This window comes from Microbacterium luteum (genome assembly GCF_015277875.1).
GTDB classification, from domain to species: Bacteria; Actinomycetota; Actinomycetes; order Actinomycetales; family Microbacteriaceae; genus Microbacterium; species Microbacterium luteum.
Map to the genome: position 1 here is coordinate 2684210 of NZ_CP063814.1, position 24672 is coordinate 2708881.

At 69.2% G+C, this 24672-nt stretch carries 27 protein-coding genes; 16 read left to right on the plus strand and 11 right to left on the minus strand.

Annotated elements, in window-relative coordinates:
- Positions 1–25 precede the first annotated feature (25 nt).
- Complete coding sequence (locus tag IM777_RS13140) at positions 26–328, minus strand: YrhK family protein (protein WP_194383677.1); 303 nt, start codon at positions 326–328, stop codon at positions 26–28.
- 110 nt (positions 329–438) lie between these two features.
- On the opposite strand from IM777_RS13140, the gene IM777_RS13145 reads away from it, so the two are divergent.
- From IM777_RS13145 to IM777_RS13170, 6 genes are all read left to right on the plus strand, one after another.
- On the plus strand, positions 439–843 hold the full coding sequence (locus IM777_RS13145; protein WP_194383678.1) for a four-helix bundle copper-binding protein: 405 nt from the start codon (positions 439–441) through the stop codon (positions 841–843).
- 84 nt (positions 844–927) lie between these two features.
- Entirely contained in the window at positions 928–1497 is a 570-nt protein-coding gene (locus IM777_RS13150; protein ID WP_194383679.1) for a DUF3500 domain-containing protein, read from the plus strand.
- Positions 1442–1696 (plus strand): DUF3500 domain-containing protein, encoded by a 255-nt coding sequence (locus IM777_RS13155; protein ID WP_194383680.1) that lies wholly within the window; start codon positions 1442–1444, stop codon positions 1694–1696. Before IM777_RS13150 ends, IM777_RS13155 begins: the two co-directional genes overlap by 56 nt.
- Before the next feature lie 65 nt (positions 1697–1761).
- A complete protein-coding gene (locus tag IM777_RS13160) occupies positions 1762–3096 on the plus strand; it encodes a HupE/UreJ family protein (protein WP_194383681.1) in 1335 nt (444 codons plus the stop codon).
- A gap of 64 nt (positions 3097–3160) precedes the next feature.
- Complete coding sequence (locus tag IM777_RS13165) at positions 3161–3628, plus strand: VanZ family protein (protein ID WP_194383682.1); 468 nt, start codon at positions 3161–3163, stop codon at positions 3626–3628.
- A gap of 38 nt (positions 3629–3666) precedes the next feature.
- Entirely contained in the window at positions 3667–4938 is a 1272-nt protein-coding gene (locus IM777_RS13170) for an MFS transporter (RefSeq protein WP_237673306.1), read from the plus strand.
- Here the strand turns inward: IM777_RS13170 and IM777_RS13175 are convergent.
- Complete coding sequence (locus IM777_RS13175; RefSeq protein ID WP_194383684.1) at positions 4895–6718, minus strand: sensor histidine kinase; 1824 nt, start codon at positions 6716–6718, stop codon at positions 4895–4897. The genes IM777_RS13170 and IM777_RS13175 overlap by 44 nt on opposite strands.
- A 32-nt stretch (positions 6719–6750) precedes the next feature.
- On the minus strand, positions 6751–7146 hold the full coding sequence (locus IM777_RS13180; protein WP_194383685.1) for an ester cyclase: 396 nt from the start codon (positions 7144–7146) through the stop codon (positions 6751–6753).
- 104 nt (positions 7147–7250) lie between these two features.
- On the opposite strand from IM777_RS13180, the gene IM777_RS13185 reads away from it, so the two are divergent.
- The 3 genes from IM777_RS13185 (at position 7251) to IM777_RS13195 (ending at position 9037) form a co-directional block, all read left to right on the plus strand.
- The gene (locus IM777_RS13185; RefSeq protein ID WP_194383686.1) at positions 7251–7562 is read left to right on the plus strand and encodes a hypothetical protein; all 312 of its coding nucleotides are present in this window, start codon (positions 7251–7253) and stop codon (positions 7560–7562) included.
- 272 nt (positions 7563–7834) lie between these two features.
- Complete coding sequence (locus IM777_RS13190; protein ID WP_194383687.1) at positions 7835–8005, plus strand: CsbD family protein; 171 nt, start codon at positions 7835–7837, stop codon at positions 8003–8005.
- A gap of 90 nt (positions 8006–8095) precedes the next feature.
- Positions 8096–9037: a diacylglycerol/lipid kinase family protein gene (locus IM777_RS13195; RefSeq protein ID WP_194383688.1), complete on the plus strand. Its 942-nt coding sequence runs from the start codon at positions 8096–8098 to the stop codon at positions 9035–9037.
- Between the two features lie 59 nt (positions 9038–9096).
- On the opposite strand, the gene IM777_RS17520 is transcribed toward IM777_RS13195, so the two are convergent.
- From IM777_RS17520 to IM777_RS13205, 3 genes are all read right to left on the minus strand, one after another.
- Positions 9097–9423: a hypothetical protein gene (locus IM777_RS17520; RefSeq protein WP_336510676.1), complete on the minus strand. Its 327-nt coding sequence runs from the start codon at positions 9421–9423 to the stop codon at positions 9097–9099.
- The gene (locus IM777_RS17525) at positions 9420–9923 is read right to left on the minus strand and encodes a tryptophan-rich sensory protein (RefSeq protein ID WP_336510677.1); all 504 of its coding nucleotides are present in this window, start codon (positions 9921–9923) and stop codon (positions 9420–9422) included. Before IM777_RS17525 ends, IM777_RS17520 begins: the two co-directional genes overlap by 4 nt.
- A gap of 75 nt (positions 9924–9998) precedes the next feature.
- Positions 9999–10253 (minus strand): hypothetical protein, encoded by a 255-nt coding sequence (locus IM777_RS13205; RefSeq protein WP_194383689.1) that lies wholly within the window; start codon positions 10251–10253, stop codon positions 9999–10001.
- A gap of 107 nt (positions 10254–10360) precedes the next feature.
- On the opposite strand from IM777_RS13205, the gene IM777_RS13210 reads away from it, so the two are divergent.
- Together IM777_RS13210 and IM777_RS13215 are read left to right on the plus strand one after the other, a co-directional pair.
- On the plus strand, positions 10361–10636 hold the full coding sequence (locus tag IM777_RS13210) for a hypothetical protein (RefSeq protein WP_071045544.1): 276 nt from the start codon (positions 10361–10363) through the stop codon (positions 10634–10636).
- Positions 10633–11118 (plus strand): BLUF domain-containing protein, encoded by a 486-nt coding sequence (locus IM777_RS13215; protein ID WP_071045543.1) that lies wholly within the window; start codon positions 10633–10635, stop codon positions 11116–11118. Before IM777_RS13210 ends, IM777_RS13215 begins: the two co-directional genes overlap by 4 nt.
- A gap of 27 nt (positions 11119–11145) precedes the next feature.
- Here the strand turns inward: IM777_RS13215 and IM777_RS13220 are convergent, their stop codons facing one another.
- From IM777_RS13220 to IM777_RS13235, 4 genes are read right to left on the minus strand one after another with little or no spacing between them, the layout of a single operon-like run.
- A complete protein-coding gene (locus IM777_RS13220) occupies positions 11146–12846 on the minus strand; it encodes a glycoside hydrolase family 13 protein (RefSeq protein ID WP_228480809.1) in 1701 nt (566 codons plus the stop codon).
- Positions 12847–12893: 47 nt separating this feature from the next.
- Positions 12894–13814, minus strand: a complete 921-nt coding sequence (locus IM777_RS13225; protein WP_194383691.1) for a carbohydrate ABC transporter permease — start codon at positions 13812–13814, stop codon at positions 12894–12896.
- Positions 13811–14725 (minus strand): carbohydrate ABC transporter permease, encoded by a 915-nt coding sequence (locus IM777_RS13230; RefSeq protein ID WP_071045542.1) that lies wholly within the window; start codon positions 14723–14725, stop codon positions 13811–13813. The genes IM777_RS13225 and IM777_RS13230 overlap by 4 nt, the downstream gene beginning before the upstream one ends.
- Positions 14722–16053 (minus strand): ABC transporter substrate-binding protein, encoded by a 1332-nt coding sequence (locus tag IM777_RS13235; RefSeq protein WP_390178780.1) that lies wholly within the window; start codon positions 16051–16053, stop codon positions 14722–14724. Before IM777_RS13235 ends, IM777_RS13230 begins: the two co-directional genes overlap by 4 nt.
- 108 nt (positions 16054–16161) lie before the next feature.
- Here IM777_RS13235 and IM777_RS13240 point away from each other — a divergent pair, with 108 nt between their 5' ends.
- Positions 16162–17391 carry an ROK family protein gene (locus IM777_RS13240; RefSeq protein WP_071045540.1) on the plus strand — a complete coding sequence of 410 codons (1230 nt, stop codon included), beginning with the start codon at positions 16162–16164 and terminating at the stop codon, positions 17389–17391.
- 187 nt (positions 17392–17578) lie between these two features.
- Here IM777_RS13240 and IM777_RS13245 read toward each other — a convergent pair whose 3' ends face one another.
- Complete coding sequence (locus IM777_RS13245) at positions 17579–20026, minus strand: winged helix-turn-helix domain-containing protein (RefSeq protein ID WP_194383693.1); 2448 nt, start codon at positions 20024–20026, stop codon at positions 17579–17581.
- A 204-nt stretch (positions 20027–20230) separates the two neighbouring features.
- Between IM777_RS13245 and IM777_RS13250 the strand changes: the two genes are divergently transcribed.
- The 4 genes from IM777_RS13250 (at position 20231) to IM777_RS13265 (ending at position 24504) form a co-directional block, all read left to right on the plus strand.
- Entirely contained in the window at positions 20231–20977 is a 747-nt protein-coding gene (locus tag IM777_RS13250) for a carboxypeptidase-like regulatory domain-containing protein (protein ID WP_071045537.1), read from the plus strand.
- Positions 20978–21294: 317 nt separating this feature from the next.
- Entirely contained in the window at positions 21295–22620 is a 1326-nt protein-coding gene (locus IM777_RS13255; RefSeq protein WP_194383694.1) for an ABC transporter substrate-binding protein, read from the plus strand.
- 82 nt (positions 22621–22702) lie between these two features.
- Positions 22703–23620 carry a carbohydrate ABC transporter permease gene (locus IM777_RS13260; RefSeq protein WP_228480810.1) on the plus strand — a complete coding sequence of 306 codons (918 nt, stop codon included), beginning with the start codon at positions 22703–22705 and terminating at the stop codon, positions 23618–23620.
- Positions 23614–24504 (plus strand): carbohydrate ABC transporter permease, encoded by an 891-nt coding sequence (locus tag IM777_RS13265; protein WP_071045534.1) that lies wholly within the window; start codon positions 23614–23616, stop codon positions 24502–24504. The genes IM777_RS13260 and IM777_RS13265 overlap by 7 nt, the downstream gene beginning before the upstream one ends.
- The last annotated feature ends 168 nt before the right edge of the window (positions 24505–24672 follow it).

Consider the following 24672-nt stretch of genomic DNA (forward strand, 5'->3'; position numbering starts at 1 on the left):
CCGCTCCGGCGGGGCCTTCGCCGTGTCAATAGTCTCCGACTTGGTCGGTGCGGTCACGGCCCGCGCCGAACCGCTTCAGGTGCACCCTGCGGGCCAGACGGATGCCCGGTCGCACGAGGAACTGCACGCTGCCGGCGATGAAGAACCATGTGGCGACGATCGACGTCGACTCCCAGAGGAACAGCACGCTCCCCACCACGAACAGCACGCCGATGAGCACGTCGTTGACAATGCTGAGGGTCTCGTAGCGGTTGCGGATGACGAGTTCGTCACGTCCCACCGGGACGTCGATGTCGGTGTTGCGGTCGCGGCGGCTCGCTGAGGTCATCAGACCATCATCTCGGCGAGCCCGATCGCTCTGTCAACCCGGTGCCGCATCCTGACGAGGTCTGTTGGGCTGGTCAGATCGACCCGGACCCGACAAGCGAGGAGAAGACGATGACGGTGATCGACCAGATGTGGTCCTCCCACCCGCAGGTGGACGGCGGCGACACGAGCGAGCTCGTGCGCCGCTGCCTCGAGGCGTGCGTGGAGTGCGCGCAGGTGTGCACCGTGTGCGCGGATGCCTGCCTCGGCGAAGAGATGGTGGCCGACCTGGTCGGCTGCATCCGCCTCAACTCCGACTGCGCGGACATCTGCGCTGCGACGTCGACCGTGCTGGCTCGACAGACCCAGCCCGACCTCGCCGTCGTGCGGGCCGTACTCGAGGCCTGCCGCACGGCGTGCGCCGCGTGCGCTGCCGAGTGCGGCAGCCATGCCGACATGCACGACCACTGCCGCGTGTGCGCGGAGTCGTGCCGGCGCTGCGAGCAGGCCTGCACCGACCTGCTCGCCGCTCTCTGACGCCGCACGCGGCGGCTCGGTCTCATAGGTTGAGCACAGATTTCTCTGGGGATCGACATCACGGCGACGCCTACCGTCGCGGGCATGCAGAAATCCGCAATGCCCCGACGACGGGCGATCACCCGCACCCCCGCCGCGATCGGAACAGCGACGCTGGTCACCGTCGGCCTCGCCCTCGCCGGGTGCACCGCTGAGACGACGAGCACCGAAACCGCCGAGCCGACGACAACGGCCGAGAGCACGCCGAGCGCGACCGCCGAAGCGACGACGGACGTCGTCGCGCTGGCCGAGGCGTTCGCGGCGACCCTCGACGCGGATCAGCAGGCGTCGCTCTTCCAGGAGTACACCTTCGACAACGCCGCCAACTGGTCGAACTTCCCCAATGCCCTGCTGGCCGGCGGTGGCCCGGGCGCGCAGAGTTCGTCGGGCGGCCGCGTCGGCCTGCAGACCGACAGCCTGACCGACGAGCAGTGGACCGCCCTGGAGGATCTCCTGCGCGCGGTGACCGGTTCGGCCGAGAACGAGGGCTTCGACGAGATCGTGCAGCACCTCGCCGGCGACGACTACCTCGCCGACAACGGCGGCGGGTCGGACTACGGTGAGGGTCAGTTCTTCGTCGCGTTCCTCGGCACCCCGTCGGACTCGGGAACGTGAGTACGAGGCCGAGCTGGATGAGACCTACGTCGCCTTCTCGGGCGGCACCGCGATGGACGCCGTCGGCGACTACATCCGCATCGACGGCCCGTCGGTGTGGATCGAGTTCTCGATGCAGAACGGCATCGTGCTCTCCGGCGCGCATCCCCACGCGGTGTGGCGCGACAAGCAGAACGACTACGGCGGGCTCACCTCGTGACCCACCCCCAGATCGCCCGCGGTCCCGTGCCTCCCCCCACACGGGGCCGCGGGCTCGGTCGCCGCATGATCCCGCTGATCGCGGGCATGTTCGTCGCCCTCGTCGGTGTGTTCGTCGTCGCGGCCCCGGCATCGGCCCATGTCGTACCCTCGACGGTCATCGCCCTCGACGCCCACGACGATGGCGTGACGGCCGCCCTGACGCTTCCCGCGGCCGACCTCGAGCTCGCCTCCGGCATCGACGTGCCCGATGACGCCGGAGCGGTGATCGACGCCGACACCGCCGACGCCGTCGAGGCCTACCTCGAGGAGCACATCGCCGCGACGTCGGATTCCGGCTCGTGGGATGTGGCGGTCGCGGACATCGCCCTGGCAGACGTGGAGCAGTGGGGTACCGGCGCCTTCCTCGCGGTGACCGCGACGGCGGAGCTGACCGCTCCGACGGCGGCCGACGCCCGCAGCTTCGTGCTGGCCTACGACGCGATCATCCATCAGGTGGTCACCGCCGACATCTTCGTGACTCTGCAGAACGACTGGGTCACGGGCGAATTCGAATCGACCCGCGACCTCGGCACCATTCAGGTCGACACCGTCACCGGGACGGTCTCGCCGTTGCCGATCGACCTCGACGACGGCAGCCTGTGGCAGGGATTCACCGGCATGGTCGGCCTCGGCCTGTCGCACATCGCCGAGGGCACCGACCATCAGCTGTTCCTGCTGACCCTCCTCCTCCCCGCACCCCTCCTCGCGGCCGCCGGGCGCTGGCGCGGCAACGCACCGGTGCGCACGACCGTCCGGCGCATCCTGGGCGTCACGATCGCGTTCACCATCGGCCATTCGGTGACGCTGGCGTTGGGCACCCTCGGGCTGCCGGTGCCGGTGCCGCTGGTCGAGGCGCTCATCTCGGCGAGCATCATCGTCGCCGCCGTCCATGCCATCCGTCCGATCTTCCCCGGGCGGGAAGCGCTCGTGGCCGCGCTTTTCGGGCTCATCCACGGGATGGCCTTCTCGCTCACGCTCACGGCTCTCGATCTGACCGGCTGGCAGCTGATGCTGAGCCTGCTGGGCTTCAACCTCGTGATCGAGCTCATGCAGCTCGCGGTCGTCGCCCTCGTGCTGCCGCCGCTGGTCGTGCTCGCCCGAACGCGCGTCTACACGCCGCTGCGGATCGTCGCCGCCGGCCTCATCGCCCTCGCGGCGATCGGGTGGGTTCTCGACCGCCTCGGCGTCGCGAACGCCATCGCGACGATCGCGGATGGGATCGGTGCGCTGAGCCCGTGGATCGCCGGCGCGCTGTGGGTGGCCGCCGCCCTCACGGTGGTGCGTGCGCGCGGTCGCCATCTTGTCGACCGCCGATGCGCGGCCCCTGTGGAGACCGGGAGTGTCCTCAGGGCTGGCTGAAGCTCACGGATGACGGCCCAGACCGCTCGTATGGTGACGAGACGACGCGACGACAGGAGCCCTCGTGAGCACATCGACGATCCGTGCGACGCCACGCAGCGGCGCGACCCTGCCGATCATCGCCGCCCTGGCCACCGCGTACCTCGCGGCCGTGCTGTGGCTGACGGTGCGCCCCCTGCCCTGGGTGACCGAGACGAATGAGACGCCTCTCGGCGTGCTCAACCCCGCCGCGTGGCTCGACACGGCGGCATGGGTCGACGGCCCGTCGGCCGAGATCGTCGCCAACGTCGTGATGTTCCTACCCGCCGGGGTCTTCAGCGCACTTCTTCTCCGCGGCGGGATGCGCGTGCTGGCGCCGCTCGCGCTGACGGTGTTCATCGAGGTGGTGCAGATCCCGCTCGAGAGCCGGATCTCGCATCCTCGCGACCTCGTGGCCAACGCGCTGGGTGCGATGCTCGGGCTGGCCGCCGTCGCGGTCGCGAGATGGATGGGTCGCCGCCTGCGTCAGGGACCGGCATCCGCCCGAGTGTGATGGAGCTCCAGCGCCGGCGGGCCGTCATCGGCAGTTCGGTGGGAACCATCATCGAGTGGTACGACTTCACCCTGTACGGGCTGGCGTCGGCGCTCGTGTTCGCACCGCTCTTCTTCCCGGGAGCGGGCGATCTCGCCGGCATCCTGAGCGCGTTCGCGACGTTCGCCGTCGGGTTCGCGGTGCGTCCGATCGGCGGCCTCATCTTCGCCCACTTCGGCGACCGCATCGGCCGCAAGGCGACCCTGCTGGCGACGCTCCTGATGATGGGCACCGCCACGACCCTCATCGGTCTGCTGCCCACCGGCGAGCAGATCGGCATCCGGGCGCCGATCCTGCTCATCCTCATGCGCCTGTTCCAGGGCGCCGGGGCCGGTGCGGAGTTCGCCGGGGCGATGACGATGGCCAGCGAATCGGCGCCGTCGACCAACCGTGCGTGGACGGCCGGCTTCCCCGGCGCGTCGGTGTACGTCGGGATGGCGCTGGCGACGACGGCCTTCGCGATCATCACCGCCGTCATGCCGCTGGAGCAGTTCCAGGCGTGGGGATGGCGCATCCCGTTCATCGCGAGCATCGTCATCGTCGCGTTCGCCCTGTACTTCCGCCTGCGGGTGAAGGAGACCGCCGCTTTCGAGACCGCCGAGCGCGAGGGCACCGTGCAGCGCGCGCCGCTGACCGAGGCCGTCCGTACCCACTGGCGCTACCTGCTCGCCGGCATGGCACTGTTCGTCTTCATCCTGCCGTGGGTGTACGTCGTGCAGACCTGGTCCATCTCGTACACGACCGGCACGCTGTCGGTCGACGCGACCCACGCGCTCATCGGCGTGGTCGTCGCCGAGCTGCTGACCATCCCGGCGACGCTGCTGTTCGGCCGCCTCGCCGACCGCATCGGCCGCAAGCCGGTGCTGATGGGCGCGGCGATCTTCGCGGTGCTGTTCGCCTTCCCGATGTTCCTGCTGTTCCAGACCGAGGATTCGTGGCTCGTGGGCCTCGCGCTCGTGCTGGGGCTGGCGATCATCCAGGGCGCGACGATCGGCGTCTCTGCGGCGATGCTGGCCGAGCTGTTCCCGACGCGGGTGCGCTGGAGCGGCATCGCGATCTCGCGCGAGATCCCGGCCGCGCTCGTCGGCGGCACCGCTCCCCTCGTCGCGGCCGCCCTCGTCGGTGCCGCCGGCGGCGCACCCTGGCTCGTCGCCGGCTACCTCGTCGCGCTGAGCGTGATCGGCATCATCGGCATCGCCTTCCTGCCCGAGACGCTGCACCGCTCCCTCAACGCTGCACCGGAGCAGACTCGGGAGCGCGCGACCGCCTGACACCGTGGCCTGAGGCCTCCGGCAGCAGGGCGTCGAAGACCACGTCGTCACCGGACTGCGTGACCGTCACATCGACGCCCCGCGTGCCGAGGCCCTCGGCTCGACTCGCCTGCTCGCGCAGCCGACCGTTGGAGATGGCACGCACGCGCATCCGGCCGTCGTCGGCCACATCGAGGTCGACGACGGCCGACCGCGCGCCGGAATGCTTGACCGCGTTCACGAGCGCCTCGTTGACGACCTCGACCACCTGCCGCGCGATGTCGGCATCCATCATCGCGATGGCTGCGCCGTCGGAGGTCTTCACGGTGACCTCCAGCACGGCACCCCAGGCACCGAGGATGCGCTCGATCGGGCCCGCACCCGCATCCCCGAGCTCGCCGACCCGGGTCGCGGCGGGGTGCTCACGGTCCTCGACACCGAGCATGCGATCGAAAGCGTCGTCGGTCTCGCGTCGAAAGTCCGCCAGGTGCCTCTCCCGCACGTGGCCCTCGTCGACGTGCGCGGCGAGCACCACGCAGCGTCCTTGCACCCGGCCGTGCAGCAGACTCACCGCCCGGGGCAGCGGGTCGTGAGCGCGGGCCGTCTCCTCGGCGAGGTCACGCGCGACATCGGCGAGGAGCGTCTCGGCCCGTCGCGCCACGGCGCGCGCCTGGCGCACCGCGTCGATGCAGAGGGAGAGGACGATCACGAGCCCCGGGACGGCGATGACGCCGACGAGTCCCACGACGCCGATGTCGGGCAGGAGCGTGAGCGAGAGGGCAGCGACCGCAACGCCGGCCGCCGTCCAGACCGCGACGAAGAGGATGGGGCGCAGCGGACCCTGCCGGTCCGGGATGACCCACCGCACCACGGCTCCAGCGGCCAGATCGATCGCGGCGACCCCGAGCATCCCGAGCACCACCACCGGCAGACCGCCCGCCGCGAGCGAGAACGGAAGGGTGCCGATGACGTAGACCATCGCCACGACGAGCCAGGGGGTCGCGACGAGTCGCTCCGACAGCGAGCGCCGCACCCGCACGGTCGTGTCGATGACCTCCGGCTCGGATATCGCCTCGGCGACCTCGACGGCGAGGCGCTCGAGCGCGTGGCTGCTCGAGCGCACCTCGTCGGCGTAGGAGCGGACGGCGTCGAAATCGAGCGGTCCCGCGAGCATGCGGTCGCGCTCCGCACGCAGCCGGCCGGCGGTGTCACCGAGCGTCTGCCGCGTGAGCGCGACCTGTTGGCGGGCACGGGAGAGGCGCACCTGCATCGTCGCGAGGGCATTGCGCAGGCGGGCGCTCGTAGCGCGGCGTTCGGCATACTGTGCGTGGGTCACGGCGACGAGCGAGAACAGCACGATGGCGGAGATGAGGTTGGTCACCGTGCGGGGGCCGAAGTGGCCGGCGCTGCTCAGACCCCACAGCTGCACCCCGAGCCAGTCGTTCAGCGGGGTCCGGATGCAGGTCACGAGCAGGAGCGCGGCGACCACCGTCATGCCCCGCGCCGCACGCGCACGGATGCGGCGTTCAGCGATCGCCGCGGGCACGAGCAGCACGGCCAGCACGACCCAGCCGAGCGCCGCGACCACGACGGCTTTCGCGTAACCCTCGAGCGAGGCGTTGTCGAGGGTCGGCACGCCCACGAACGTCGCGAGGACGAACGACAGCCCTGTGCTCCAGCGGTTGAAGAACGCGCCGCCGGAGACCGCATCCGCCCAGATCGCCACTGCTCTCCGGGCACGACGGACACGCGTTTCGCCGGCGAGACGCACGCGTGCGGAGAGGAGCTCGGGGTAAGGCATTCGGGTGACCTTCCAAGCGGGTACCCCTTACGTTAGCGAAGCGCCCCGCTCAGCGGTTCGACCACGTGCCGGTGCTCGGCGATCCGCCCATCCCGCAGCACATACAGGTCGGCGAAACGCGTCGCCGCGCCGCCCGTGCGCAGCACCGAGAACGCGGCCACACCGTCGCCGGCGGCGACCAGCGCCTCGAGCGCGAACGACGCGGCCGGATCCTGGGTGAACAGCGCTGCCAGTTTCGCCATGACTCCCGCGCGCGTCGTGTCGCCGTCGTCGGGAGTGCGATCGACGAAGTCGTCGGCGATGAGGTCGTCGATCCGGTCGAGGTCGTGCGGTGGCGTGAGGACGACGTCGAAGAATCGCTGCACGACCTCGGCGTTGCGACGCGCCGCGTCCGAATCCGCCGCGACCGTCGCACCTATGTCTGCCATCACGCGCCCTCATCCCGGCCCATCTGGTCGGTATGGTAGCGACCCTCCACCAGCGCCGACACCCCCACCGTGCCGCGGATATGGCCGGACTAGCATGGCTGACCATGACCGACGCCAAGACGATGGTTCGCAGCACTCTCACGCTGGGCGATGATCCGTTCCGCCTCGCGCAGGATCAAGACCTCGAGGACCTGCAACACCGGATCGCGACGGCGATCAAGGACGGCGGAGGATTTGTGACCTTCGTCGTCGTCGGCAACCGCACGGTGAGCCTGTTCATGACGGGCCGCGAGCGGATCGCCCTGACCGTGGAGACGGTGCCCTACGACAGCCGTGACACGGGCGACACGGACACGCCGTGGGGCGGACTGTTCGACGGCGGACACGACGGTCGCAGCGCGATCGACGGCATCTGACACCCGGCGATCATGTCCCCCTTTCGGGGGACAATCTCAGGCGAGCGGCGCTAGCGTTGATGCAAGCACCCCACGGGTGCGACCGTCCCTTCCCTCCCGCCCAACCGGAGAGGGAAGGGACGATCTCGTTGCGCACGATAACGCGTCTCGACGGTGACGGCCAGGCCTCGTGCGGCCGATCACTAGCAGAGATCGCCGCACTTGACGAGGCCCCTCTCCGCGGCGGTGTCCGAGCGTAGCGTCGCGGTGACACCACGTCGAAAGGAGCCGTCATGGGACTTGACGACAAGATCAGCAACGCCGCCGAAGACCTTCAGGGCAAGGGCAAGGAGGCGGCCGGCAAGAGCACCGACGACGAAAGCCTCGAGCGCGAAGGCCAGGCCGACCAGACCAAGGCCAACCTGAAGAAGGCCGGCGAGAACGTGAAGGATGCCTTCAAGTAAGGCGCCTGCGATCCCGACCGAATGCCCCGTCGATCGACGGGGCATTCGTGTGAGGACAGACATGCTCATCGATACCCCTACGCTCGCCATATGAGTGCTGTGCGCGCCGCCATGGTGTGGAATCCATCGAAGACCGACCGGGAGACGCTCGAAGAGCCACTGCTGCGCGTCTTCGACGCTGACGAGATCGCGTGGTTCGAGACGACCGTGGACGACCCCGGCCAGGGCGTCGCGGCCCAGGCTCTGGCAACGGCGCCCGAGGTGGTCATCGTGGCGGGCGGCGATGGCACGGTGCGCGCGGTGGCCGAGCATCTCGCGGATGTGCGGGCCGACGTCGACCTCGGTCTCGTTCCTCTCGGCACCGGAAACCTGCTCGCCCGCAACCTCGACGTGCCGCTGCGGAACGTGCCGGCCGCCGTGGAGCGAGCCGCGACCGGCACGCCACGCGGCATCGACGTCGGGTGGGTCGAGGTCGATCTGGCCGAGGGGGCGGAGCGGCACGCCTTCGTGGTGATGATCGGATTCGGCATCGACGCGAACATGATCGCCGAGACCGATGAGGGGCTGAAGAGCAAGGCCGGCTGGTTGGCGTACGTGGAATCCCTCGGGCGGGCGCTCCGCGCCAGCGACCTGGTCTCGTTCGAACTCACCGTGGACGACGAGCCCGGTCGTGACGAGACCGGGCACACCCTGCTCATCGGCAACTGCGGCACCTTGCAGGCGGGTTTCGCCCTGCTGCCTGATGCCGACCCGGGCGACGGCGAGCTCGATTTCCTGATGCTGAGCGCGGATGGGCTCGCCCCCTGGCTGGGAACTCTCACGACGATGCTGTGGGACAGCAATCTGGGTCGCATGATCCGCCGCGACGATGACGACGGCTCGACGGACACGGACGACATCACGCACGGCCGCGCCCACAGCATCCACGTGTCACTGCCGGCGCCTCGCGTGTTCCAGATCGACGGCGAGGAGATCGGCGAGGCCCGCGCCTTCCGGGTGTCGATGCAACCCGGCGCCCTCCGCGTGCGCTGACCGCCGCCACCCCCGTTCGTTGAGCGAGGAGCGCAGCGACGAGACGAAACGGGGCTCGCTCAGCGATCGGCGTGTGCGCGACGGGCGTGGCGGAAGCGCGCGAACAGCGTGGCGATGACGATGAGCGCCACCGCGACGATCGCGGCGACACCGGTCGCCGGCGAGTACGGCTCGTCGGTGAATCGGGCGACGGCGACCCACGCGATCCCCCAGCTGAGTGACAGCGCCGGCGCGATACGGCCGCCGCCCCAGAACCCCAGCGCGATGCCGACCGCTGCGGCGGCGGCCAGCACCAGCGACGACCAGATCTCGGGAGCGATGCCGAACCCGTCGAACCCGGCGGCGACGAGGATCGCGGTGGCATTCGCAACGGTCGCGATGATCACCCATCCGAGATACAGCCCGATGGCCCCGTGGCGACCACAACCTCGACCCGGTTCTTCGGCGCGGTGCGGCGCAGGGTGACGAAGATGCGGCACAGCACGACCAGCAGCAGCACGATGACCGGCAGGCTGAGGTACAGCAGGTCGGCCTGCACGACGCCGATCCACACCGCATTGAGAATCAGGGATGCCGCGACCCACCAGCCGATGCGCTGGCGGGTGTCGTGGCGTTGCGCGGGCAGCGCCTGCCATATCGCGTACGCGAGCATGCCGGTGTAGATGACGCTCCAGATGCGGAACGCTCCCGTTCCTGGGGCGGTGAGGGTCGAGTCAGCGTCGAGGAAACCGCCGGCGGCCTCTTGGATCGGGGTTCCGAAGAACGCCCCCGACCCGATGAAGGCCGCGATGATCGCCAGCACGGAGCTGACGAGGATGATGATCTGCCGGGCGAGGTCACGCCCGCGCGTGGTGGGATCGGTTCGAGTCGTCGTCGACGTGGACACGGTCTACCTCCAAGGTTGCGACGCATGCGGTCATCAGTGTCTTCCGACGACGGGCGCCCGCCGGATGCACGTTCGTCAGAACCTCTCCCAGAGCTCGTGCGCCGTGATGCCGTCGTCGGCGACCCCGTCGACGTCGCGAACGGGCTGCAGCTCGAAGTCATCGGGCGCGTGCCGTGTGAGGACCGCCGTGTAGTCGGGATGCTCGGTGACCTTCACCTCGAACCGGTCCGTGTCGATCAGACGGAGAATCACTTCGTTACCTCGGCGCGAGAGGAACGACACCTCCTTCTCCTCGGCGGTGGGAAGCGGCAGCCCCTCGAAGTCACTCACGGCATGACTCTACGTGCGGGCGACGACAACACGCCCACCGGGATGGCACAAGTTCCGCCGCGACGCAAGGGCCGTCACCGGACGACGTTCCAAGCGAGCATGGATGCATGCCCGATCGCCGGATCTCCTCCCGCCCGCCTGTCCGAGACCTCCCCGCTCCTCAGCGACGCGGCTACGGGATCGCGTGGTCGCGCGTCGAGGAGGGCTTCTACGTGGCCAACCGCGACGGGGTGTTCCTCGGATACCTCGACCGCGAAGCCGACGGCACCTACCTCGTCTTCAACGGACGGTCGCAGCGTGTGGGCGCCGCGACGGAACGTCTCGAGGCGATGAGAGTGCTCATCGACCACCACACCGACGCACCCCTCGAGGCGGCCGTATGACTCCGCCGGAAGCGACTCCGTCGACGCCGGACAGCGACCAGCTCATCTCGCTCGTCTACATCAGCACGGCGACCGCGCCGCTGGATGATGCCGCCCTTCACGGCATCCTCACTCGCGCTCGGGAAAACAATGCCCGCCTCGACGTGACCGGGATGCTGCTGTACCGCGAGGGCCAGTTCGTACAGATCCTCGAGGGCGCGAGCGGTGCGGTGCACGATCTGGCGGATGAGATCCGGGCGGATCCGCGCCACACCGACATGAGCGTCATCCTCGACGAACCGATCGAGGCGCGCGAATTCTCCGACTGGAGCATGGGCTTCCAGCCGATGTCGACACCGCGCACGGCGCTGCCCGACGGCTTCCGCGACACGTTCGCCGATCTCGACGCCTCGGCCGAGAGCACCCGCATCATGCGCGCGGTGCGCGAGATCAGCCTCTGGTTCCGGGTCCGCTCTGCGTCTGGGGCGGATGAGGCGGCCTGACGCGGCCGCCACATCCGCCACCCCCGCTCACGCAGGCAGGGCGTCCCCCGTCGCGATCCACACCGTCGTCTCCCCCGCGACCACGCCGTCGGGCGTCGCCCCGCTCGCGAGCACGACCTCGTCGGCGGCCTCGGTGGTGAGCGCGTAGGGCTCGCCGCCGAAGTTCGTCACCACCTGCCACCCGTTCGGCCGCGCGATGTGCAGCACATCGTCGCGACCGGTTTCGATCCAGGTGAGGCCTTCGTCGGTCTGCAGCGCATGCCGCAGCGCGAGCGCCCGGCGGTAGAAGTGGAGAGTCGAGTCGGGATCCGCTTCCTCCCTCGAGACCGCGTGCTGTGCAAACCACTCCGGCTGCGGCAGGTGCGGTGCGGCGTCACCGAAACCGAGCGAGGCACCTTCCGCGGTCCACGGTAGCGGCACCCGGCATCCGTCTCGGCCGATCTCGGCCCCGTGGGTACGGAAGTACGTCGGATCCTGGCGCTGCCCGGCGGGAATGTCGGCGACCTCATGCAGGCCGAGCTCCTCGCCCTGGTAGAGGTAGGTCGACCCGGGAAGCCCGAGGATGAACGCCGTCGCCGCACGGGCGCGACGCAGTCCCCGCTCACGGTCGAGCCCTTCTTCGGCTCCCCCGTCGATCAGCCACTGACCGCCGTGACGCGTCGGCATCCCGGTGTCGGCTGTCGGCGTGACCAGCCCGTACCGCGTCGCGTGCCGGACGACGTCATGATTCGACAGCACCCAGGTGCTCGACGACCCCGACCCGGCGGCAAGCGCGAGATTCTCGGTGATGATCGACCGGAAGCTCCGGGCGTCGAAGTCCGCTTCGAGCAAGTCGAAGTTGAACGCCTGGCCGAGGCTCTCGGGGCGGGCGTACAGGTGGATGCGCGACGGGTGCACCCACGCCTCGGCGACGGCGGTGCGCGGCGGATCGTAGGAGTCGAACACCTCGCGCCACTGGGCGTAGATCTCGTGGACGTCGTCGCGGTCGATGAGCGGGTGGTTGCCGTCCTGCGGGATGAGGGCGAGCTCGTCCTTGGAGGGGAGCGGCTCGGTGAGGTCTTTCGTGAGCATGTGGGCGACGTCGATGCGGAAGCCGTCGACACCGCGGTCGGACCAGAAGCGCAGTGTGGTGACGAAGTCGTCGCGCACCTGCGGATGGTCCCAGTTCAGGTCCGGCTGCTCGCGGGCGAAGTTGTGCAGGTACCACTGGCCGTCGGCGACCCGCTCCCAGGCAGACCCCCCGAAGACCGAGACCCAATCGGTGGGCGGTTCCGACCCATCCGGTCCGCTCCCCTCGCGGAAGATGTATCGCTCACGCGCCGCCGATCCCCGGCCCGCCGCCAGCGCCTCCTGGAACCAGGCGTGTCGGTCGGACGTGTGGTTCGGCACGATGTCGACGACGACCCTGATGCCCCGCTCGTGAAGAGCGACCAGCATGCGGTCGAAGTCCTCCAGCGTTCCCAGCCGCGGGTCGACGTCGCGATAGTCGGCGACGTCGTAGCCCCCGTCGGCGAGGTCGGACGGATAGAACGGGCTGAGCCAGACCGCGTCGATGCCGAGAGCGGCCAGGTAGTCCGCTCGCGACGTGACGCCCGGGATGTCGCCCAGCCCGTCGCCGTCGGTGTCGGCGAAGCTGCGCGGGTAGATCTGGTACACCGCGGCCTGACGCCACCACGGCGCGGTGCTGCCGTCGAGGCGGACGTCTTCGGCGGTCGGAGACAGTGACAAGGTGAGTCCTTTCGGGGTCTGGGGTGCGGAACGGGGCGTCGGGCCGGTCAGCCCTTGACTGCCCCCTGGGTGACGCCGGCCATGACCCATCGCTGGGCGAAGAGGTAGGCGACGATCGCCGGCGCCATCGCCATGAGGTACGACGCGAACGACACGTTGTAGTTGTTGCTGAACTGGGTCTGGAAGAGGTTCTGTCGCACCGGCAGCGTCTGCAGCGCCGGGTCGGAGATGATGAGCGAGGGCATCATGAAGTCGTTCCACGCGTACAGGAAGGCGAAGATGCCGACGGTGGCGCTCATCGGTGCCAGCAGCGGGAAGATCAGCTTCCAGAAGGTCTGCCACGTGGTCGCGCCGTCGATGCGCGCGCTCTCTTCGAGTTCGATCGGGATCGAGCGCAGGAACGCGGTGAACAGCAGCACGCTGAAGCTCAGCTGGAACATCGTGGCCAGCAGGATGACCCCGAACGGGTTGTCCAGGCCGAGGCGACCGGTCAGCTGGATCTGCGGCAGAGCCACGACCGGGAAGGGGATGAACATCGCCGCCAGCAGGTAGAAGAACGAGTAGCGGAACAGCCGCCGCTCCCAGTTGCGCACGATGGCGTACGACGCGAACGCGGCGAGCACGATCGTGGCGGCCACCGTGCCGGCCGTCACGAGCACCGACATGGCGGCACCGACGGGGAAGCGGGTGAGGGTCCACGCTTCGACGAAGCCGTCGAAGCTGATCGGCGACGGCAGCGAGAAGGCGTTGCCGTCGACGGCCTGTCCGGTCGTCTTCAGCGCCATGGTCACCGTCACGTACAGCGGCAGGAGAACCGTGACGCTGCACAGCAGCAGGATGACCGTTCCGGACCAGTTGACCTTCTCTTTGCGCTCCTTCGGGCGGACCGCGTCGCGCGCGGCGCCACGGTCGGTGCGGCGGAGGGAGACGTCTGCTTGCTCGAAGGAGAGCGCCGGCTGCGTGGTCATGAGAGCTGGTTCCTTCCCCGCGTGAGGGAGAGTTGGAAGAGGGAGATGAGCACGGCGACGAGGAAGAAGATGGTCGCGTTGGCCATCTGATAGGCGTAGTCGCCGCCGTTGAAGCCCGCGATGATGGTCATCGCGACGCTGCGGGTGGCGGTGCCCGGACCGCCGTTGGTGAGCCCGACGATGATGTCGTACGCGTTCAAGAACCCCTTGAATCCGAGGATCACGTTGATGACGACGTATCCGGCCACAAGCGGGAGCGTGATGCGCAGCAGCTGCTGCGTCTTGGATGCACCATCCAGGTCGGCGGCCTCGTAGACGTCGCCGGGCACCGACAGCAGCCCGGCGATGTAGATGAGAAGGGTGCCGGGGATCGCCTGCCATGCGGTGACGATGACGATCGCGACCCATGCGAGGTCGGGATTGGCGAGCAGGCTCGTCTCCAGCGCCGGGATGCCGACGGCGGCGCCGATCGAGGGCAGCGAGTTGGAGAAGAGGAAGTTGAAGACGTAGGCGATGATGATGCCCGAGATCACCATCGGGATCACGAACACCGCTCGCAGCCCCATCCGCAGCCGAACCCGAGAGGTCAGGCCGACCGCGAGGAGGAACGCCACGACGTTCACGACGATCACCGTGGCGATGGAGAAGCCGATGGTGAACAGGTAGCTCTGCAGGATCGCAGGGTCGCCGAACATGGCGATGTAGTTGGTGAAGCCGATGAAGCTCCACTCCCCGATCCCGATGGAGTCGGTGAAGCTGAAGAAGATGCCGGTGATCGCCGGCACCGTGATGGCCAGGGTGAAAAGCGCCAGCGTCGGCAGCAGGAACAGGTAGTAGATCGGCTCGACGCGGCGGCTGTTCCGGCGGCCCCGTCGATCGGCCCCGGTGAGCAGGGTGGAGGTGGCGCTCATCGTCCGGACTCCTTCGTCTCGGTCTGCGCACGGGCGTCGGATTCGTCGACGACGGGTGCCGGCTGACGGAACGCCAGACGCGACCAGTCCTCGTCCATGGTGGCGAGGATCGCCGAGGGCGCCGACCCGAGCACCATGGCCTGGGCGTAGTTGAAGACGGGGATCGTCTTGGGCACGAGCACCGATGGCCCCTGGTAGACCTGACCGCCGTCGTAGTACTCCTGCATACCGGCGATGCGGGGGTCGCTCGGCGGCGCGGCGTCGTCGGTGGGCGTGAAGCCGAGCTGCGACGCGTTGTAGGCCTCGATGTTCTGCGGCTGATACAGGAACTCGAGAAAGTCTCGCGCGGCCTCCTGGTGCTGCGACCCCTCGGGGATCATGGCGGCCAGGTCCATGTTCACCCGCACCGCGAGGTCGTCCGGGTCGTCGGTCATCGGCAGCGGGAAGGTGCCGACGTCGAGATCGGGCGAGGTCTTGGCGATCTCCCCCAGCGCCCACGGTCCCTGCAGATACATTGCCGCCTCACCCTGCGCGAAGGCGAGGTTGCCGTCGCCGTAGCCGCGGCTGGCGGCGTCGGGGTTCACGTACTCGCTCGTCAGCTGCAGCATCCGGTCCATCGGGTCGGCGAAGTCCGCCTGGAACGACACCGGTGAATTCGGGCCGACGTCGGCCCCCTCCGCCGCGAGGTCGTCGAAGAACTCGATGACCTCGATCGAGCCGCCCACCGAGTAGTCGTACCAGCCCTGCCCGACGGTCCAGTCGTCTTTGAACGTCGCATAGAACGGGGTGACCCCCTCGTCCTGCAGCCGCTGGCAGACCTCGAGCAGCTCGTCCCACGTCTCGGGGACCTCGAGACCGAGATCATCGAAGATCTCGAGGTTGTAGATGACGGACGCGGCCATCACCGAGTAGGGCAGCGCGCTCGTGCGCCCCGGGCACGCGCCGTACTGGTCCATGAGCGGCTGCAGATCGTCGCGGATGCCGGCGGCGGCCTCGGTGCCCGAGAGGTCGCTGAGTGCGCAGCGCTGCACGAAGCGGGCCACCTCGTAGTTGTAGTTGGCGAGCATGATGTCGGGCGGGTTTCCGCGCACGAAGCTCGCCGAGACGACATCGACGCCGGAGGTGTCCATCTCCACGCGCACGTCATCCTGCGAGGCGTTGTAGTCCTGGACGAGTGCGCCCATGAAATCGAGCGCCTCTCGTTTGCTGAAGGTGAAGCGGATCGTCTCGCGCCCGTCGCTCGAGCATCCTGCCAGCAACGCGGCGCTGGTCACCGCCACGGTCGCTGCCGCGGCGATCCGCAGCCCTGTCGTCGTCCTCTGTGACACCGTCGTCCTCCATTGGAACGGTTCCAAAATCATCGCTGATTAGATTTACTCGAAAAATCAAGCCCGTTACGGCAGTATGGCAAGAGTCATCCCGAAAGGTCAAGAGGCATGTCCCCACCCTCCGCTCAGGCGCGGCTCGCCGCCGGCGATACGGCGTCGCGACCGGCCAGCCTGGATGCCGTCTTCCGCTACGCATGGGACTCGGCCGACTTCACCGCCACCGACGCCATGCTGGCGACCGGTCTCACCCGGTCGACGACGATCGAAGCGTTGGAGGCGCTGCGCGAACTCGACCTGGTCTCCGAGCTCCCCAACGCGCGCGAGGCGGGCGACTACCGCAAGGGGCGACCCGCTCGTCGCTTCGCCCTCCGCGACGACGCGGCCGTTCTCGTCGGGGTGGATGCGGGCAATTCCCACGTCGCCGTCACCGTCACCGACCTTCGATCACAGACCCTCCTCCACCGCCGCACCACCCTCGCGGTCGACGGCGATGACGCTCACGGGCGCCGACACCTCATCTCCGCCCTCATCGACGAGGCACTGGCCGCCGCCGGCCGAGATCGCGACGACGTGATCTCGCTGTGCATCGGCGTGCCCGCCCCGGTCGATGCCGCCGGACGGTCACCGCAGCACCGCAACGGCTTCTGGGCGCGAATGAACCCGGACCTCGTCGACGAGCTGTCCTGGGCGCCGCTGGTGAGGGTCGACAACGATGCATCCCTCGCCGCGATAGCCGAGGGCGCGACCGGCGGTGCGGTCGGGTGCGACGACTACGTGACGCTGCTGGCCGGGGAAAGGCTGGGGGCGGGGATCGTCGTCGACGGCCGGCTGCTGCGCGGCGCCCACGGCGGGGTCGGCGAGATGGTGGCGTTCGACCACGTGCTCGGCGTGGGCGGTGCCGACGGGCTCGGCGTGCGAATCGCTCGCCTCGCCGCCGACGCGATCGAGCGCGGCGAGGCGGCGGAAGGCAGCGCCCTGGCCGCCGTCGATCCGAACCAGCTTGACGCGCGAACGGTGCTCGCCCTCGCCGCAGACGGGGATCCCGCCGCCGTGTCGATCGCCGAGCAGGTCGGCACGATCCTCGCCGAGATCGTCAGCGTGCTGGGGAGCATGTTCGATCCCCAGCGTGTTCTCGTGTCGGGTGCCATCGCCTCGGGAATCGAGACGGTGGTGGCCTCCGCCCGGCGAGCATTGCCGACGGGACTGGATCTCCCCGCGCCCGACCTCGTGGTCTCGAGCCTGGGTGCCGAGGTCGTCGCCCGCGGCGCCGTCGCCGCCGCGTCGGCGTCGGCGCGCCGGCACGCACTCGACGTGTGGCCTCTTCGCGCTCACGCCTGACCTGGCGTCGGCGTCCCGGCCGATCCAGCGGCGGCCGCGGCGGGCTCACCAGCCCCCAACGCGGGTGAGACGGCCGCGGCCGTCCCTCGAAGGCGACCGTCGTCGACACTAAGGGGGCGACCCGCGGCCCGCTCGCGTCGTGGGGTGAGGCGCGGGCGGCGGCGGGGTGAGACCGAGGCGCGGCGGCTCAGCGCGCGGCGCGCACCGCCTCCCGCCGGGAGTTGACCCCGAGCTTGCGGTAGATGGAGCGGGTGTGCGTCTTCAGCGTGTTGACACTCAGCTGCAGCGCGTCGGCGATCTCACTCGCCGACCGGCTCGTGCCCAAGAGGTCCAGAACCGCGCGCTCACGCGGCGACAGGGTCGCAACGGGGCCCGACGCCGAGACATCGCGCGCCCCTCGGGCGGCGAGATCCTCGTAGTCGGTCCCCCGTGCGAGGTGCGCACGGAGCAGGTCGCGCATGGCGGGCTCCGCGCCCACGAACAGTCGCGCCAGCCCTTCTCTCGTGCCGATCTCCAGCGCCTGCTCGCCGTACTCGTGGGCGAGCCGGTGAGCGCCTCGTTCGGCGTGCACGAGCGCCGCCGTCAGAAGCGTCGCGCAGCGCACGTACGACACCTCGCGATAGGGCCCCAGCGAACGCAGCATCTCCAGTGCGCGCGGCGCGTCGCCCGAACGCCGGATGAGCTCCGCGAAGACCACGCTGACCAGGGGTAGATCGCCCGACCGATGGCTGCGCGCGATCGCCAGCGCCTCGGACGCGCGCCCCTCGGCGTCGGCGAGCGCCGCGTCGGCCATCGCCCGGAAGGCTCCCCACGACACCCCCTGGCGGTCGCCACCCGGGAGCGCGTCGAGCTCGAGCACCGCCCGTGCGGTCGCGACGTCGTCGCCCGAGCGCGCGGCGACGAGGGCGAGCATGACGCCGGCGACGCCGCGAAACGACGACGCCGCCCGCTCTCCCGCGAGCGCCCGACGCAGATCGCGCACCGCCGCCTCGTGGTCATCGGCCCAGTACGCGATCATCCCCGCAGCGACCGTCACGGCGCCGCCGCCGGAAGCCAGCCAAGGTCGGGTATCGTCGGCGGCCTCGCCGAGCTCCTCGAGCACACCGCGGGCGTCGCGAAGGGCACCGGCCCAGGCCAGCACGAATGCCAGCAGCCGGCGCGCGCGAGCGGCCAGTACGTCGTCGCCGAGCGCATCCGCTTCGCGTGCCGCGGTGCGCAGATGGTCGATGGTCTTGCGCGGAGTGAGCCGGTGCCGCATGCCCGCCCAGCCCACCAGGAACAGCAAGGCGGCCCGCCCACGCCGGTCGGGTTCGTCGCCGGCGACGGCGACCGCCTGCGCGAGGAAGGTCCGGGCAGCATGAGGTGCCCCCAGCACGTCGTGCACGCACGCGCGCACCAGGAGGATCGCGGGGTCGTTCTGGTGGGGTGCGGGGAGGGCCGCGCAGATGCGGTCGAGCGCTGCCGCGTCGGCTCCGATCACGATGCGCACCCACCGTTCGGTGATCACCCGAACGATGGCGCGCGGATCATCGGCCAGCCGCCAGTGGAAGATCGCCGCGAACGCGTCATCCTGCTCGAGATGACGTGCGGCGGCGCGGTGCGATCGTTCGTTGCGCCCGGGATCCTCTTCGTCCGAGATGGCTCGACACAGCCGCGCGAACAGGGGATGCCACCGATAGATCGTGGCCTCTCCACCGTCGAAGGCGTCGAGGAACAGGCCCATTCGCAACGCGCGCGACAGCAGCGCTCCCGCGTCCGCGCGGCCGGTCACCGCCTCCGCGAGTGGCACGGTGAGCTCCTTGCACACGGCCGTCTCCAGAATGAGCTGGCGCAGCTCGTCCGGAAGGTCGCGGAAGACGTTGTCGCGAACGTAGTCGCGCAGAAAGGCCTCGACCCCCATGCCGTCGCCGTCACGACCAGCCCGGCCGGCGAAGCGGATGAACTGCACCGCGATCGGCCATCCGCGGGTCGAGGCGAACACCGCCTGCGCGTCGGGGGCTTCCCTACCGTCGTCGTCGGCCAGCACGCGGGCGATCTCGTCGACGTCGAAGGCGAGCTGATCGTCGCCGATGAGGGCGTCCGGTACTCCCGCGATCCACCGGGACAGTCTCGCGTCGACGCCGCCGGTGCCGACGACGATCAGCCGCAGCCGGTCGGAACCGGACTCGATGAGCGCACCGAGCAGCCCCTCGGCGAGGGCGTCACCCGCGCGGTGAGCATCGTCGATGACGAGGTGCACCGGCTCGTCGAGGGCGTCCAGCGCATCCTGGAGGGCGTCGAAGACGACGGGCTTGTCGATCTCGGCGGGGTCGACGCCGGCGACGGCACCGAGCCGCGGTTCGGATGCGGCGAGCGCGTGGAGGGCGCGGACGACCCGCCCACCCAGACGCGCGGGCTCGTCATCCCATGACCCGAGGGACAGCCACGCGACCCGGCCGGGGTGCTGCGCGCTCCACCCGCCGACCGCGGATGTCTTGCCGAATCCGCTGGGGGCGCACACCACGGTGATGCGGTTCGCATGAACGCTGCGCTCGATCGCGTCCTCCACGCGTGGCCGCTGCAGCGTGTGCGGCCGGCGGCGGGGCGGTGCGTGGCGAAGCGGCCGGGCGTCGAGCCCCGGAACGGTGTTCGTCAACGACATCCTCCGCTGGAGTGGATTCCCACGGATTCGGGTGCCGCGGACCTTGCTGACACTCTATTGCGCTCCACGTGGGGGAAGCCCGCGTCGAACACCGCGAGGGTGATCCCCGAAGCGCGCGCCTCACCCTCGCCGGGGCCGACACGAGGGTGAGGCGATAGCGTTGGGGAACTTCTCCGCACCCGACTGAAGGATCCGCCTGTGGCCACGCCCGCGCGTCGAACACCACTCCGCTCCCGCTTCACGGCACTGATCGCCGCCCTTGTCACCGCCGCATTCGCGGCGCTCATCGGCACCTCGGTGGCCTCGGCCGAGACCGTCCCCAGCCCGGGGTCGAGCTCCTCCCCCGCGACGACCCCGGCACCGTCCGCCACCTCCGCACCCTCGGACGAGAACCTTCAGACGGGAGACGTGCGCGGGTCGGTCGTGATCGCCGCATCCGGAGCCGCGCTGCCCGGAGTGGCCGTGGTCGCCGAGCCGACGCAGCCGGGCGTGAGACAGGAAACCGTCACGCAAGCCAACGGCGCCTTTCACCTGCGTGAGCTTGCTCCCGGCCAGTACACCTTCACCTTCTCGCTGGCGGGATTCGAAACCGTGACGCGAACCGCCCAGGTGCGGATCGGGCTGACCACGACCGTCGACGTCGAGATGTCGCTGTCGAACGTGAGCCTCCGCCTGGATCGACAGACGGTGACCGCCGGCGAGAGCCTGCAGCTCGACGCCGAAGGCTTCCTCGGGAAAGAGCAGGTCGAGGTCGAACTGCACTCGACGCCGGTGAGCCTCGGCACCCTCGCCGCCGATGACGCGGGCGCCCTCTCCGGCACGATCGCCGTGCCCTCCGACACGACCCCGGGCAGCCACGAGGTTGTCCTCATCGGCGAGAGCGGCCGCACCGCATCGATCACTGTCACTGTCGTCGCAGCGCCGCCCCTGGTCGCCACCGGCTGACACGACCCCGTCAACAACGCAGGAGATCTGCCGACGAAACCGTCGCAGACCCGCGGCGGGAGCCTCGGAGTCCCCGAATCTCCTGCGTTGTTCACCGCATGGGCTCGTCAAACCGGCACGCAAGCCCCATCGCACCGCCCCGATCGTCGAGCGAGTCGTGCGAGCGACAGCCCGACCCACTCACCTCCTCTCCAGACCCGCGGAATCGTCCAGGTCTGACACAGGTTCGCCCATGTGGCAGGCCCCCTTCACGCCCATAGTCTCGGTGCGCACCAGAACAGACGAGGACGTCTCGTCCGCATCGCAAGGGAGCATGTATGTCCATCACTTCTCATTCCCGACAACGCGTCGCAGGCATCGTCGCCGGCGCCGCGGTGCTCTCGCTGGCGGTCGCCGGCTGCTCGGGATCGGGGAATGGCGGCGACACCGCCGACGATCCCGCGCAGATCACCTTCCAGTCGTGGGTGCCGAACATCGATCGTGCCGTCGACGCGTTCAACGCGTCGCACGACGACATCGAAGTGACGCTCGAGACGATCACCGCTGGCCCGGACGGCGGTTACGCCACCATGCTGTCCGCCGTTCAGGCGGGCAACCCCGCGGATGTGGTCCAGCTCGGCTACGACGCCATCCCCGACTTCCTCATCAACGACGCGCTCGAAGACATCACCGACTACGTGAGCGACTCGGAGGACCTGTTCGTGCCGTGGCAGTGGCAGACCGGCGAGTTCAACGACCGTGTCTACGCCGTGCCGCAGGCCTCCGGCCCGCTCGGCCAGTTCTACCGCGCCGACATCTTCGACGAGCTCGGGATCGCCTACCCCGAGACGTGGGACGAGTATTACGAGGCCGCGAAGGTCATCCGCGCGTCCAACCCGGACCGCTACATCACCGCCTTCGCCTTCAACCAGGCGCCGTGGCTGATCGGCCTTGCCCAGCAGGGCGGCGCGACGTGGTTCGGCATCGAGGGCGACGCATGGACGGTCGACATCGACGGCGAAGACACGATGACCGTCGCGGAGTTCTGGCAGAAGCTCCTTGACGAAGACCTCGTGAAGATCGAGGCGGACTTCTCCAACGAGTGGAACGCCGACATGCAGAACGGCAACGTCGTCACATGGATCTCGGGTTCGTGGGCCGACGCGATCCTGCGCGGCACCGCCCCCGACACCGCCGGCGACTGGCGTGTGGGCGCGATGCCGCAGTGGGAGGCCGGCGAGAGCGTCTCGGCCACGTGGGCCGGAGGCTCGGCGAGTGCAGTGCTCAAGGGATCGGACAACCCAGAGGCGGCCGCGGAGTTCGCCCTGTGGCTGAACTCCGACCCGGAGAGCGTGAACATCCTCACCAACGTGGGCGCCGGATGGCCCGCGATCGCCGACACGAGCCAAATCGAGGCGCTCCAGGACGACCCGGAGGTGTTCGACTTCTACGGCGGCCAGGACATCTGGGATGTCTTCGCCGAGTCCGACGCGAACGTCGACACGTCGTGGGTGTGGCCGCCGCTGTCGTCAACGCTGTTCGCCTCGCTCACCGACAACGTCAAGGCCGCCGTCGATGCCGGCACACCGCTGCCGGAGGCGTACGAGCAGACGCAACTCGACATGGTGAATGCGCTCGAAGAGCGCGGCATCGCCATCGACTGACACCGCCGGGAGGGGCGGGCGCTTCCCCGGCGCCCGCCCCTCCCGCCATCCCTCCCCGACCCCTCCGATCGAAGGGCTCTCCGTGACCACGGCACCCTCAATCACCCGCCGCCGCGCGCGTCCACGCACGGCGCTGTGGGTTCTCGTTCTCCCGTTCGTCGTCATGTTCGTACTGTTCTTCGTCGCGCCCATCGTCTTCGCGCTCGTCCAGAGCATGTTCGCCACCCGCAACTCCGGGCTCGGACTCGGGGCGCCGGAGACGGTGTTCGTCTTCGTCGAGAATTACGCTCGCGCGTTCGACGATCCCGCGTTTCTCGCGAGCCTGGGTCGCCTGCTGGTGTTCTCGGTCATCGAAGTACCACTCATGGTGTTCACCGCCCTCTCACTCGCCCTGCTGATCGACAGCGGCCGCGCACGTGCACCGCGCTTCTTCCGCGTGCTTTACTTCGCGCCCTACGGAGTGCCGGGCGTCATCGCCACCCTGCTGTGGGGCTTCCTGTACGTGCCGGCCACGAGCCCCGTGCTGCAGGTGCTGTCGAGCCTCGGCCTCGACGTCGATCCGCTGTCCAGCGGCAACGTGCTGTTCGCGATCGCGAACATCGCCCTGTGGGGTTTCGCCGGCTACAACATGGTCATTCTGCTCGCCGCGCTCGATGCGATCCCCACCGAGCTCTATGAAGCGGCCCGAATGGACGGCGCGTCGGCCTGGTCGATCATATGGAACATCAAGCTGCCGCTGGTACGGCCCTCGATCATCCTCGTGACCGTCTTCACGATCATCGGCACGCTGCAGCTGTTCGTCGAGCCCCTCGTGCTCGCTCCACTCACGACGGCGATCAACTCTACCTTCACCCCCAACATGGCGGCCTACAACCAGGCGTTCGCACAGGGCAACCCGAATCTCGCGGCGGCGATGGCGGTCATCGTCGCACTCATCGGGTTCGTGTTCTCGTTCGGATTCCTCCGCCTGGTCAACCGGAAGGGGAACCGCGCATGGTGACCACGCAAGTGTCGGCACCGCGCCGCCGTCGTGGCGGTCGGGAGGGCACCGTCAGCGGTGCGACTGCCGTCAACGTCGTCCTCGTCGTCGCGACGATCTACTTCCTGCTGCCGCTGGTATGGGTGCTGGTGGCGGCCACGAAATCGCCGGGCGACCTCTTCAGCTCGTTCGGCCTGTGGTTCTCCGATAGCCCGCAGGCGTGGGAGAACCTCGTGACGCTGTTCACACAGGACGGCGGCATCTTCACGCGCTGGGTGCTCAACAGCATCCTCTACTCGGGCGCCGGCGCGCTGGTGGCGATGGTGCTGTCGGCGGCATGCGGATACGCGATCGCGAAATACTCCTTCTGGGGCCGAGAGGCCCTCTTCTCGACGATCCTCGGCGGCGTGCTCGTGCCGGCGACCGTGATCGCCCTTCCTCTGTACTTCCTCTTGAACACCGTGGGTCTCACCGGTACGTACTGGGCCGTGCTGCTGCCGAGCATGGTGAGCCCGTTCGGGGTGTATCTCGCGCGCATCCACGCCAATGCGAGCGTGCCCGACGAGATCATCGAAGCCGCGCGCATTGACGGTGCCGGCGACCTGCGCATCTTCGCGACGATGGCCGTGCGCATGATGAGCCCGGCACTGGTGACGATCTTCCTGTTCCAGTTCGTGACCATCTGGAACAACTACCTGCTGCCTCTTGTGATGCTCAACGATACGAAGACGTTCCCCGTCACCCTGGGCTTGACCCTCTGGAACTCTCAGACCCAGCGCGATCCGATGTTCTATCAGCTCGTGGTGACCGGATCCGCGGTGTCGGCGGTGCTCCTGGTGGTCCTCATGGTCGCGATGCAGAGGTTCTGGCGGGCCGACCTCACCGCTGGCGCCACGAAGGGCTGACCTCGCTGCCGTCCCGCACTCGCCCGTTCCGCAGTCACTCTTTGCGGGTCGGGTCTGTTCCGCACTCGCCCGTTCCGCAGTCACGCCGGTCTGGTCCGTCCCGCAGTCACGCCGGTCTGGTCCGTTCCGCGGGTCGGGTCTGTTTCGCAGTCACTTTCCGCGGGTCAT